The sequence below is a fragment of the Parabacteroides sp. Marseille-P3160 genome (assembly GCF_900162725.1).
GTDB lineage: Bacteria > Bacteroidota > Bacteroidia > Bacteroidales > Tannerellaceae > Marseille-P3160.
Genome location: NZ_LT799418.1, coordinates 4,698,898 through 4,711,761, shown reverse-complemented (window position 1 = coordinate 4,711,761; position 12,864 = coordinate 4,698,898). Strand labels below are relative to the sequence as shown.

Below are 12,864 nucleotides of genomic sequence, written 5' to 3'. Positions count from 1 at the left end.
GTACTACTGAACATGTTAAAATTTAGTTTATTTTTGCATGATAGACTTTTGGGGGAAGATTGTCCAATGGTTTTTCAAGGCAATGCAGATAAAAAAGGAACTTACTTAAAAATGATACATGTATGAAAAAAATTACTTTGGGATTATTACTCCTCTTTCTTTTGGCCGTTTTCTCCTGCCCTTTATCAGCCAAGATTAGTTTGCCGGGTATTTTTACGGATAATATGGTGTTGCAACAACGGGCGGAGGCGCCGATTTGGGGAAAGGCTTCCCCGGGAAAGAAGGTGACGCTTCAGACTTCATGGGATCAACGGCTTTATCAGGTGGTAGCGGCGAAAGACAGTACCTGGCGGGTGGAAGTGAAGACTCCGGATGCCGGCGGGCCATATGAGATCACGATCTCGGATGGGAAAAAGCTGACGCTTCGGAACGTCCTTATCGGGGAGGTTTGGATATGCTCCGGGCAATCCAATATGGAGATGCCTTTAGCCGGTTGGGGAAAAGTGCTCAATTATGAACAGGAAATTGCAGCGGCGAATTATCCGCAGATACGGCTTCTTTATGTCGAGAGAGCAACTGCCGTACAGCCGAAGGAGGAAATGGAGACAAGAGGGGGTTGGCAGGCATGTAGTCCTGCAACGGTTGCCGAGTTCTCCTCTGTCGCTTATTTCTTCGGACGGGAATTGAATAAGAATTTGAATATACCGATTGGTCTGATCAATACCTCTTGGGGAGGAACGATTGCTGAGGCTTGGACCAGCGGTAAGTCTTTGGAACAGATGCCTGATTTTGCAACAGCCGTTCAGACGCTTGCCGAACCGGCAACGGAAAAGGAGGCGAAGAACCCTAACCGCCCCACGGTCTTATATAATGCGATGATAAAACCGATTATCCCTTATGCTATCCAGGGTGCGATTTGGTATCAGGGGGAAGCGAATGCCGGGCGTGCTTATCAATACCGGGAGCTGTTTCCTCTGATGATCCGCGATTGGAGAAAGCAATGGAAAACGGATTTCCCCTTCTATTTTGTCCAGTTGGCGAATTATATGGAGAGAAAGACGGAGCCGCAGGAGTCCAATTGGGCGGAGCTTCGGGAGGCCCAATTGCAAACGCTGTCCCTGGAAAAGACTGGGATGGCGGTAACGATTGACATTGGAGAGGCCAAGGATATCCATCCGAAAAACAAGCAAGAGGTCGGGCGGCGGCTGGCTTTAGCGGCTCTCGCACAGACCTACGGGAAGGCGATTCCTTACTCCGGGCCGATTTATGAGGCTTACCGGATTGAAGGAAACCGGATCAGAATCCAATTCAAACAAACCTCCGGAGCTCTTCAGGCAAAAGGCGGTTCGGAATTGCAGGGGTTTGCCATTGCGGGCCCGGATCATCAATTCCATTGGGCGAAAGCGACGATCGATGGCGATGAGGTGCTCGTTTCTCATCCGGATGTAGAATATCCGCTCGCCGTGCGTTACGCCTGGGGGGATAATCCTTTATGCAACTTGTATAATGCGGCCGGTCTTCCGGCATCTCCTTTCCGGACAGATGACTGGAGGAATGCTGACGATAAGTAGTGGAGAAATATTTTTCGCCCGCATCATGGGACTTCTCATAGAGTATCAAAAGAAAATCCGGCCCCTATTGATAACTATGAATGAGCGCATTCATAGTTATCAATTTTTTAAATGGATAAGCGATAGCTTTTGACACATCCCTCTTCATGTGGATAGGAAAATGGATATCATTGGATGCCTTCAGTGATAAGCCTTTAGCTTTTCGGTCAGTTCCTTCACCCCTTCTGTGGCTCCCTTATGGATAAATTCCACATCCCGGCGATACGTTTGCACCTCTTTCGGGTCGATTAAGAAGATCGGTTGGCCGCGGCGGACATAATTCAACAGTCCGGCGGCGGGATATACATTCAGCGACGTGCCTATGACCACCATGATATCGGAGGCTTCGACCAGACGGATCGCCGGCTCGATCATGGGGACAGGTTCGCCGAACCAGACGATAAACGGGCGGAGTTGCTGCCCGTCCGGATCCAAGTCACCCAGATGGATATCCGGATGGTCGGGAGATAAGTCGTAGGTCTTGTTCAGGTTATTCACCGGACAAGCCTTCATTAGTTCCCCATGCAAGTGGATCACGTGGCTGCTCCCCGCCTGTTCATGCAGGTTGTCGATGTTTTGCGTGACGATATGCATTTCAAAATCTTTCTCCAGGGCGGCAAGGCCGATATGCCCGCCGTTGGGTTTGGCTTTCAATAACTCCCGTCGCCGTTGGTTATAGAAGTCGAGAACGAGAGAAGGATTGGTCGCAAATGCTTCCGGGGTCGCTACGTCTTCCACCCGATAGCGTTCCCATAAACCATCCGAGTCTCTGAAGGTGGAAATTCCGCTTTCGGCACTCATTCCCGCGCCGCTTAAAACAACAAGTTTTTTCATTGGAGTACGTTTTTATATTGTTCGACTCTTATGGGTCGGATATACAAAAATACGATAATACTCCATAGGATGTCCTGTGTTTTCCCATTAACATCTTTCAAGATATTAAAATCACTTAATTTTTATTGCTTCTCTTTTTCCTGTCAGGGCATAGGCTAAATATTTCCGGGTAGTTCCGATTTATATAAAAACATGAATAATTTATTCATATTGGTAAGTTGCAATAAGACAGGGGGGAGCGGATCCATTGGCAAAACTTAAATAAAAGAATAGTATGCTAAAAATTAAATCGTTCCGGAGATTTTGAGACAAAAGCATGCTTTTCCAGCTAAAAAGAGGGAATTAAGCGAAATTTTTTGTTCAAAACGTAAGCCATATCATTAAAAGAGTTACTTTTGTGCCCTATAATCGGTTAAATAAAGAGGATGGATAAAGTAAGTTATGCGCTTGGATTGAGTATCGGAAATAATTTTCGCAGTTCGGGAATCAATGACCTGAACGTCGATGATTTTATCAAGGGAATAAAAGATGTTTTGATGGAGGGACAGCCTGAAATCAGTTATGATGAGGCAAAACAAGTAATTAACGAGTTTTTTATCAAGCTTCAGGAAGAAAAAGGTGTAATCAACAAAGCGGCCGGCAAAGAATTCCTACGAATTAACCGGGAGAAAGCAGGCGTTGTGGAACTACCGAGCGGTTTGCAATATGAAGTGCTGAAAAAAGGTACGGGCGCAAAGCCAAAGGCTTCGGATAGTGTGAAATGCCATTATCACGGAACGTTGATCGACGGAACCGTCTTTGACAGTTCGGTTCAGCGTGGCACGCCGGCAACCTTCGGCGTATCGCAGGTTATCCCGGGTTGGGTAGAAGCTTTGCAATTGATGGAAACCGGTTCCAAATGGAGATTATTTATCCCGTCGGAACTTGCCTACGGGGCAAACGGTGCGGGAGAGGCGATCGAACCGAACAGCACCCTGGTTTTCGAGGTCGAACTATTGGATATTGTAAAGTAAAATAATATTGTCAAATGAAAAAAATGAATGTTTTAGTTGCTACGGCTCTCGTAGCGCTGAGTGTATCAGCAACGTCTTGTGATTCAAAAAAAAGTGCCAATCTAAAGTCAGCCGTAGATAGCGCCAGCTATGCAATCGGGGTAGCGAACGGAGCGATGTTCAAGGAAAACCTGCACGGAATGCCGGGAGAGCCTGTTAATGTAGATGTTTTACTGGCTGGCTTCGAAGCCGCAATGAAGGGTGATTCCGCCAATTTCAAAATCACGCCGGAGCAAGCCCAGACTTATTTGCAGACTTATTTCGTAGAAGCGCAAGCAAAAGAAAGCGCTGCCCAGAAAGAAGCCGGCGACAAGTTCCTTGCTGAAAATAAAAAGAAGGCCGGTGTCGTTACGACCGAAAGCGGATTGCAATATAAAGTAATCACAGAAGGAACCGGTGTTAAGCCGACTGCCGATGATACAGTGAAAGTACATTATACCGGTAAAACTTTGGAAGGAAAAGTCTTTGATAGTTCTGTAGAACGCGGAGAACCTCAAGAATTTGTTGCTAGCCAGGTAATCAAGGGATGGACGGAAGGCTTGCAAATCATGCCCGCCGGTTCTAAATATATCTTCTGGATTCCGGCAGAATTGGCTTATGGCGATCGCGCTGCAGGGCCGGACATTAAACCGAACAGTACTCTGGAATTTGAAGTGGAATTACTTGAAGTCAAGAAAAAATAAGGAATAACCCTCCGATAGGAAAAGGCGGTAAGTAGGCATTAGGCGCTATTTACCGGCTTTTCTTTCTTTTTTTGTGTGTTTTTCTTTCATGTGGATATAAAGAATGATTTTTTTTTGTATTTTTGATAGGATCTATGGAAAGAAAACCAAATAAAGTCCAAAATATTACTAAAGATGGAAAAAATAGATAAGTTGGATCGGCAGATTCTAAGTATCATTTCGAAGAATGCCCGGATACCTTTTAAGGATGTAGCAGAAGAATGTGGCGTTTCACGCGCTGCCATCCACCAACGTGTACAGCGATTGATCGATATGAATGTGATTGTCGGATCCGGTTACCACATCAACCCGAAAATCCTGGGATTTAACACTTGTACCTATATCGGTGTTAAATTGGAAAAGGGTTCCATGTACAAGGATGTCGTCCCTGAGTTTGAGAAGATTCCGGAAATTGTGGAATGCCATTTTACCACAGGGCCATACACGATGTTGGTTAAGCTATATGCACGGGATAATGAACATCTTATGGAATTGTTAAACTCCAAAATCCAGGAAATACCGGGAGTCACTGCAACAGAGACGTTGATATCGCTTCGTCAAAGCGTTAAACGTGAGATCCCAATCATTTAATTGATTTTTTCATGAATAGACGGAACCCGGCCCTACTTCTGTAGGGCCGGGTTTTTCGTAATGTTTGCTGAGTTCGTAAAGGTTTATTATTTTTGTCGGTATAATCCATGAAAAGACAAAAGGATGGGATATCTAAAATTTTTGAAGAGAGTGACGCTTTTGGGGTGTCTCTTTCTTTCTTTCTCACATACCCTTTGGAGCGATAAGAGTTATTGCTTTCGGGTTTACCTGAGTGATAAGGGAGAAGCCGGCTTCCGGGTTGAGGAGCCGGAGGCTTTCCTGTCTGCGGATGCGGTTGCTCGGCGGACAATTCGGGGCATTCCCGTTACGGAAACGGATTTTCCGATTGCTCCGGCCTATAAGGACTCCCTTCTCTCTTCCGGAGGAACAGCGGTGACCGAAAGCAAATGGCTGCAAACCATTGTGCTGGAGTTGCGGGATAGCCTGGCTTCGGAGAGACTCAAACGATTTGCTTTCGTGGATTCGGTCAAATGTGTATGGGCCGGTGTAGACCGACTGGTCCGTCCGGAGGAAAGACCCGACACTTCCCGTTTTCTGACGCCGGATGTTCCGCTGGAAAATCTGTACGGTTATGCCGAATCGCAAATCAAGATGCTGAACGGAATCAAGTTGCATCAGGCCGGTTACCGGGGCAAAGGCGTCCGTGTGGCTGTGATTGATGCCGGTTTTATGAATGTAGACCGTCTGGCAGTTTTCGATTCGCTGAACGTGATCGGTACGCGTAATTTCGTATTTCCCGGCGCCGATGTCTACCGGGAGGATGATCACGGAACCAAAGTCCTTTCCTGCATGGCCGCCAATCTACCGGGTGTCATGATCGGGACGGCGCCTGAGGCTTCCTACCTTTTGCTTAAGAGCGAAGACTCCCGTGCGGAGTTCCCCATTGAAGAGGATTATTGGGCGGCTGCTGCAGAATACGCAGATAGCGTAGGTGTCGATGTGATCACCTCTTCCCTGGGATATTTCGAATTTGATACGGACGATTCCCTTTATTATACCCAAAACGACCTGGACGGGCGAACCGCTTTTATCAGCCGGGCGGCGAGCGCTGCGGCCAAGTGCGGGCTCATGCTTTTTTGCAGTGCAGGGAATGAAGGGGGGAGCAAGTGGGGAAAAATCACTTTCCCTTCGGATTCGCCGGATTTGCTGACGGTCGGTTCCGTAACGGAAGAACGGGCAAAGAGTGAATTCAGTTCCGTCGGCTTTACAGCCGATTACCGGATAAAACCGGATGTGGTGGCGTTGGGTACGATGGCTTGTGTCGTCGATCCGACGGGTAATATCCGTTATTCGAACGGCACTTCCTTTTCGACGCCTATTCTGGCCGGATTGGGTGTTTGCCTGGTGCAGGCATTTCCATGGATTCGTAATAGGGATCTGATTACCCTGTTGCAGGAAACGGCCCATTTGCACCGGCAACCGGATGCGGAATTGGGCTATGGTATCCCGGATGTATATAAAGCTTATAAAAAAGAATGCAAAGATGCTGTACGGAACTGATGAGCGTGAAGAACGGGAGGCCTGTTCCCTGTCGGAACTCAATACCCGGGTACGGGAAGCCGTTCACCGGGCACTTCCGGAAACCTATTGGGTCCGTGCCGAAATGACAGATGTCCGGATGAATCTGTCTTCCGGGCATTGTTATCTGGAATTCGTGGAGAAACATCCGGTAACGGGACAGCTCGTGGCTAAAGCCCGGGGAATGATCTGGAGCCGGACTTTCCGGATGTTGAAACCTTATTTTGAGGGAGAAACCGGGCAGGTTTTTGGTTCCGGATTGAAGGTACTGGTTAAAGTGTCGGTCGATTTCCATGAATTGTACGGATACAACCTTACGGTGCAAGACATCGATCCTTCCTATACCTTGGGGGATCTTTACCGGAAACGGATGGAAATCATCCGCCGCTTGCAGGAAGAGGGCGTTTATGCATTAAATAAAGAGTTGGAATTGCCTCTACTGATTCAGCGGATTGCGCTGGTGACTTCCCCTACGGCAGCGGGCTATGGAGATTTTATGAACCAGTTGCAGTCGAACCGGGCAGGTTATCAGTTCTACGTAAAGCTCTTCCCTGCCATCATGCAGGGCGGAAAGACGGAAGAATCGATTATCCGGGCGCTGGACCGGATTTATTCGCGGATGGATCTGTTTGATGTCGTGGTAATCCTTCGGGGAGGCGGGTCGGTTGCTGACCTCAACTGCTTTGATTCATACGCGCTGGCATCCCATTGCGCGCAGTTTCCGCTGCCAGTACTTACCGGCATCGGACATGAAAGGGATGATTCGGTGGTCGACTTGGTAGCACACACCCGGATGAAGACCCCCACCGCTGTTGCCGAATTCCTGATTGCGAAGCTGGATGAAACCGCTGATGAATTGCAGGAATTACAGGAAAGGGCGTTAGGCTCCGCTACGGAACTCCTGACCCGGCAGAAGACGCTTTTGCGACTGTTGGTTACCCAATTACCGGTATTAGCGGTAAATCGTCTGGAAGGGAACCGTTCCCTGATGCAACGGTGGGGCAACAAGCTGTCGGCTGCGGCCAATACGCTGTTGAATCGGCGAGGCACTATGTTAGCCGAGATAAACTACCGACTTAAGAACAATGTGCAGGCCGGATTGACAAAATCGGTCCGCTATTTAGACCTGACCGAACAATATATAAAGATGGCTTCCCCCGATTATATTTTGAAGCGGGGATACAGCTTGACGCTGAAGGATGGAAAGATTGTGAAACGGGCGGATGCCCTCCGGGTGGGAGATATCTTTGTTACCCGTTTCACGGATGGCGAACATACCGGGAAAGTGATAAAATAAAAAGGAAATGGCAACAAAAGAAGAAACCTATAATGAAGCTATCGAGAAACTGAGGTTGATCGTGGCGGATATAGAGAAAGGTGAACTGGACGTGGACGTGCTTTCGGACAAAGTGAAAGAAGCCAGCCGGTTAATCAAGCTCTGTAAAGAAAAGCTTTTCAAAGCGGACGAGGAAGTTAAAAAGGTATTGGAGGATCTGGAGTGAAGGACTATGTGCTGATTATGGCGGGAGGAAAAGGGATGCGTATGGGTGGAGAACTACCCAAGCAATTTATTCCGATGTATGGGAAACCGATCCTAATGCATACGCTGGAGTTGTTCCATCGTTGGAATCCGGCGGCGGAATTGATTCTTGTCTTGCCCGAGGCCTATCAGTCTTACTGGGAAATGCTTTGCCGGGAAATCGGCTGCCGGGCGCCGCACAAGATAGCGACCGGCGGGGATACCCGCTTCCAGTCGGTTCGGAACGGCTTGGAATACGTTGTCGAGCCGGGATTGATCGGCGTTCATGACGGTGTACGCCCGTTTGTTTCCCTCGAAGTGATTGCCGCCTGCTTTGAGGCGGCGGCGGAAACGGGCAGTGCTGTTCCTGCCGTCCCGATGGTCGAGTCGGTGCGTGAGATCCGGGCGGAAGGGAGCATAAGCGTCGACCGGGAATGTTACCGACTGATCCAAACTCCCCAGGTATTCCGGTCCGAAATCCTTCTGAGAGCCTATGAACGGGCGGATCTTCCGAACTTTACCGATGACGCTTCGGTGGTCGAGGCGGATGGAGGAGTGATTACATTAGTACCCGGTAACCGGGAAAATATAAAGATTACCACCCCTTTTGATTTGAAAGTGGCGGAAGCCCTTTTTACGGAATGGACCGATTAAAAAGAAGCGCATGCTGGAATTGGACAAACGATCTCTCATGTACTTGCCCGGCGTGGGACCACGAAAGGCCGAAGTACTGAAGAAAGAAGCCGGACTGGTTTCCTATGAGGATTTATTGTTCTATTTCCCCTACCGCTATGTCGACCGGAGCCGCTTTTACAAAGTGTCCGAGGTGGATGGAGAGATGCCGTATCTTCAATTAAAAGGCCGTATCCTGTCCTTTGATACGATAGGGGAAATGAGGGGAAAGCGGTTGATTGCCCGTTTTACGGATGGAACCGGAGTTATCGATCTGGTCTGGTTTAAAGGCTTGAACTATATAAAAGACAAGTACGTGATCGGGCAGGAATATATTGTTTTCGGTAAACCGACGGAATTTGCCCAGTCCTATAATATTGTGCATCCGGAGATCGATCCCGTTTCTCAGGAGGGACAAGTGGCTTCCGGTCTGACTCCCTTCTATAATACGACGGAAAAGATGAAAAAGTCTTTCCTTAATTCCCGTGCGATCCAGGATCTGGAATATACACTACTGAGCAATTTGAATTTCCAGATTCCCGAAACGCTTCCTCCCTACCTTCTGGGACGGATCCGCATGGTTTCGGTGACGGAGGCCATGCGGAATATCCATTTTCCGGAATCGACTGAAAAGTTACGCCGGGCCCAGTTGCGCCTGAAGTTCGACGAGCTCTTTTTTATCCAGCTGAATATCCTTCGCACTTCCCGGCTTCGCTCGATGAAGTTGAAAGGAATCGTGTTCCCAAAAGTCGGAGAATACTTTAATACTTTTTATAAAGACTACCTGCCCTTCGAACTGACGAACGCCCAAAAGCGCGTCATGCGTGAAATACGGGCGGATATGGGGAGCGGGCGGCAGATGAATCGCCTACTGCAGGGGGATGTCGGCAGTGGGAAAACCCTGGTCGCCTTGCTTGCCCTGTTGTTGACGATCGACAACCATTGCCAGGGTTGCATTATGGCGCCGACCGAAATCCTGGCGAACCAGCATTATGCAACAATCAAGGGATTCCTAAAAGACATGGATGTGCGTGTCGAGCTGCTGACCGGCTCGACGGGCAAGAAGGAGAGGGCCCGTATCCTTCCGGCGATCGCCTCCGGCGAGGTGCAGATCGTGATCGGTACCCATGCTCTGATCGAAGAGACTGTGGTTTTCGCCTCCCTCGGATTAGCAATCATCGATGAACAGCACCGTTTCGGCGTAGAGCAGCGCTCCCGGCTTTGGATAAAGAACCGTATTGTGCCGCACGTCCTTGTCATGACGGCGACCCCTATTCCGCGTACTTTAGCCATGACGCTCTACGGAGATCTGGATGTTTCGGTGATCGATGAGTTGCCTCCCGGCAGGAAACCGGTTAAGACCTTGCATCGGTACGACAATAAGAAGGCGGAACTTTACGAGTTTATGCGTCGGGAAATCCAAAAGGGGCGGCAGGTTTATGTCGTCTACCCTTTGATCGAAGGGAGTGAGAAGTTGGATTACAAAAATCTGGAAGAGGGGTTCAAGGTCTTTAAAGAGGTCTTTTCCGAATGCAAAGTCTGCATGGTTCACGGAAAAATGAAGGCGGTTGACAAAGAGGCGCAGATGCGGCAATTTGTTTCCGGACAGGCGCAGATATTGATGGCGACGACCGTCATCGAAGTAGGCGTCAATGTACCGAATGCATCGGTGATGGTCATCGAAAGCGCCGAGCGTTTCGGCCTCTCCCAATTGCATCAATTGCGTGGACGGGTCGGACGGGGTAGTGAACAGTCTTATTGCATTCTTGTTTCTTCCTATAAACTTAGCAGCGATACGCGGAAGCGGTTGGAAATTATGGTCAACAGCAACGATGGTTTTGAGATCGCCGAAGCCGATTTGCGCCTGCGCGGGCATGGAGATCTGGAAGGGACGCAGCAGAGTGGGGAAGGTATCGGCCTGAGAATTGCTAACTTGGCGAGTGACGGACAGATCCTTCAATTTGCCCGGGATCTGGCGAATGAGGTGTTGGATGCGGATCCGGAGCTTACTTCGGAGCAAAACCGCCCTTTAAGGGAGCGGTTGGCTTCCCTTTTCCGCCGCAAAATCAACTGGGGACTGATTAGCTAATTCTTAAGAGGCTGTTAATAAAGCAAGATGGCAATAAGATGTTAAATCTTGTTTTTGTTTATCCTTGTGTTGTATAACATAAAGCGTTTCTAACTTATTGAAGTATAGTTATTGGGGAGCATGAATTCCCTAAATAGCTCTTTTTTACATAGTTGTTTTTTTGTTAATAAGATTGGATTTTTGGATTGGATTTTGGATATTTGAATCCATTAAGTGATAAAACAGAACATTTGTCTATTATTTCCCGGATAAAAAACTCATATCACGGGAGAACTTCTATTAAAAAGGAAAGAATGAAACTAAGAAAATTACTATTCTTAACTTGTGCTGTTGCAATGATTTCTGCTACACAAGCCCAGGTTGCACCAAATAAGAGAGTACAGCATTCTACTCGTAAAGCAGCGAAGGCAAAAACACCTATAAAAAAGATAGAATACAACGTTTCCGAATTAATGGCGGATCGCGTTGGATTTAAAAAAGAGGTTGTCGCAAGTGATATGACAACGATTCAGGAGGCCGATTACGAAAGTTTGCTGAAAACAGAATCTTTAATGTTCCCCGCAGAAGAATTATATGGCTCCGATTGGGATAATCGTTTCGTCGATCCTTTCCGCAATAAAAATATCCATTTCCCTGATTCCTGCACAATTGATTGTTCTTCCTTTATCCTTCCTGTACTTAATGAGATTAAAGTTACTTCCGTCTATGGCCCGCGCCGTCGCCGGATGCATCGTGGCATCGACCTGAAAGTAGAGGTTGGCGATACGATCCGTGTAGCATTTGACGGGAAAATAAGGATCAAGAATTATGAACGCCGGGGATATGGTTATTATTTGGTAGTGCGCCATCCGAACGGATTGGAAACAGTCTACGGCCATTTGTCCAAATTCCTGGTTGATGAAAACGACATTGTTCGCGCTGGGCAGCCGATTGCTTTGGGCGGAAATACGGGACGTTCGACCGGCTCGCACCTGCATTTTGAAACCCGTTTCTTGGGACAAGCGATCAATCCGGCTGAAATTATCGATTTTGAAAATGGAGTTCCCCACAAAGACCTTTATGTTTTTCATAACGTGAAAGTCAATGGGCGGAGCAGTAATATTTATACCTCTTCCAACCAGCAACTGGTATACCACCGTGTAAAATCCGGCGATACATTAGGAGCGATCGCGCAGAGATACGGAACAAGCGTAAGTCATTTATGCCAGCTTAACGGAATAAAATCGACTACAAGGCTGCGGATCGGACAATCGCTACGTTGCGGTACGCACGTCGTAAGGGATGCGGGAAATCAAACGCCAAAAGAGGAAATTGCAAAAGGAAACTCGAAAAAAGAAGACAAGGTAACGTCAGAAGCCGGATCCGACGAGTCAATGGTGTCCACTACGGTCGAAGCCCGTTCGTCCGCCATTGCAGATCTATCCCAGGATAAAGCGTCACAATCTTCGGACCAACCCGTTTACCACCGCATCAAATCCGGCGATACATTAGATGCTATCGCCCGCAAGTATGGTGTTTCGATTCGTAAGATCTGCGAATTGAACGGAATCACAAAGTCGACGATCCTGAAAATCGGACGTCCGCTGCGGTGCTCCTAACGTTAATTTGTAAGAAATCACAAGAGGCATAGATGTTTTCACATTTATGCCTTTATTGTTTTTATTATCTTTGTCTTCACATTCGCAAATTTATGGAGGATACGAAGAAACAATTTGAGGCGGTCATTGCCATTTGTAGGGATGTTTTTGAGAAGAAGTTGCAGGATTATGGAACCTCCTGGCGTATCATGCGTCCTTGTTCCATTACCGATCAACTTCTCATCAAGGCCAACCGGATCAGAAGCCTGGAAATGAAAAAAGTGAGCAAGGTAGGCGAAGGCGTCCAGCCTGAATTTATCGCAATTGTCAACTATGGGATTATCGGGCTGATCCAGTTGGCTCTTGGCTTTTCCGGATCTGCCGACTTGGGCAAGGAGGATGCTTTGGTGCTTTATGACAAGTATATAACCGAAACGAAGGAACTGATGTATGCCAAGAACCATGATTATGACGAGGCTTGGCGCGGGATGCGGATTAGCTCTTATACCGATCTGATCCTGACGAAGATCTACCGTACCAAAGAGATCGAGGAACACGACGGACAGACGATTATCTCGGAGGGTATAGAGGCAAACTATATGGATATGGTCAATTACGCTTTATTTGCTTTAATCAAATTGGAATTCGGAGAGGGCTGA

At 47.8% G+C, this 12,864-nt stretch carries 12 protein-coding genes; 11 read left to right on the top strand and 1 reads right to left on the bottom strand.

Going from position 1 to position 12,864, the window contains the following annotated elements:
* Positions 1–122 precede the first annotated feature (122 nt).
* Positions 123–1,571 (top strand): sialate O-acetylesterase, encoded by a 1,449-nt coding sequence (locus tag BQ8014_RS18725; protein WP_080905685.1) that lies wholly within the window; start codon positions 123–125, stop codon positions 1,569–1,571.
* A gap of 180 nt (positions 1,572–1,751) precedes the next feature.
* Here BQ8014_RS18725 and BQ8014_RS18720 read toward each other — a convergent pair whose 3' ends face one another.
* Positions 1,752–2,444, bottom strand: a complete 693-nt coding sequence (locus BQ8014_RS18720) for an NAD-dependent deacylase (protein ID WP_080905684.1) — start codon at positions 2,442–2,444, stop codon at positions 1,752–1,754.
* Positions 2,445–2,869: 425 nt separating this feature from the next.
* On the opposite strand from BQ8014_RS18720, the gene BQ8014_RS18715 reads away from it, so the two are divergent.
* The 10 genes from BQ8014_RS18715 (at position 2,870) to BQ8014_RS18670 (ending at position 12,864) form a co-directional block, all read left to right on the top strand.
* Positions 2,870–3,457, top strand: a complete 588-nt coding sequence (locus BQ8014_RS18715; protein ID WP_080905683.1) for an FKBP-type peptidyl-prolyl cis-trans isomerase — start codon at positions 2,870–2,872, stop codon at positions 3,455–3,457.
* Between the two features lie 14 nt (positions 3,458–3,471).
* Positions 3,472–4,179: an FKBP-type peptidyl-prolyl cis-trans isomerase gene (locus BQ8014_RS18710; RefSeq protein WP_080905682.1), complete on the top strand. Its 708-nt coding sequence runs from the start codon at positions 3,472–3,474 to the stop codon at positions 4,177–4,179.
* A 174-nt stretch (positions 4,180–4,353) separates the two neighbouring features.
* Positions 4,354–4,809, top strand: a complete 456-nt coding sequence (locus BQ8014_RS18705; RefSeq protein WP_080905681.1) for an Lrp/AsnC family transcriptional regulator — start codon at positions 4,354–4,356, stop codon at positions 4,807–4,809.
* A gap of 123 nt (positions 4,810–4,932) precedes the next feature.
* Entirely contained in the window at positions 4,933–6,330 is a 1,398-nt protein-coding gene (locus BQ8014_RS18700) for a S8 family peptidase (protein ID WP_080905680.1), read from the top strand.
* Positions 6,314–7,645, top strand: a complete 1,332-nt coding sequence (gene xseA, locus BQ8014_RS18695; protein WP_080906068.1) for an exodeoxyribonuclease VII large subunit — start codon at positions 6,314–6,316, stop codon at positions 7,643–7,645. The genes BQ8014_RS18700 and xseA overlap by 17 nt, the downstream gene beginning before the upstream one ends.
* A gap of 7 nt (positions 7,646–7,652) precedes the next feature.
* Positions 7,653–7,850 (top strand): exodeoxyribonuclease VII small subunit, encoded by a 198-nt coding sequence (gene xseB, locus BQ8014_RS18690; protein WP_080905679.1) that lies wholly within the window; start codon positions 7,653–7,655, stop codon positions 7,848–7,850.
* Complete coding sequence (locus tag BQ8014_RS18685; protein ID WP_080905678.1) at positions 7,847–8,521, top strand: 2-C-methyl-D-erythritol 4-phosphate cytidylyltransferase; 675 nt, start codon at positions 7,847–7,849, stop codon at positions 8,519–8,521. The genes xseB and BQ8014_RS18685 overlap by 4 nt, the downstream gene beginning before the upstream one ends.
* A 10-nt stretch (positions 8,522–8,531) precedes the next feature.
* Positions 8,532–10,628, top strand: a complete 2,097-nt coding sequence (recG, locus tag BQ8014_RS18680) for an ATP-dependent DNA helicase RecG (RefSeq protein WP_080905677.1) — start codon at positions 8,532–8,534, stop codon at positions 10,626–10,628.
* A 293-nt stretch (positions 10,629–10,921) separates the two neighbouring features.
* Positions 10,922–12,226, top strand: a complete 1,305-nt coding sequence (locus BQ8014_RS18675; protein ID WP_080906067.1) for a M23 family metallopeptidase — start codon at positions 10,922–10,924, stop codon at positions 12,224–12,226.
* A gap of 92 nt (positions 12,227–12,318) precedes the next feature.
* Positions 12,319–12,864 carry a DUF1599 domain-containing protein gene (locus BQ8014_RS18670; protein ID WP_080905676.1) on the top strand — a complete coding sequence of 182 codons (546 nt, stop codon included), beginning with the start codon at positions 12,319–12,321 and terminating at the stop codon, positions 12,862–12,864.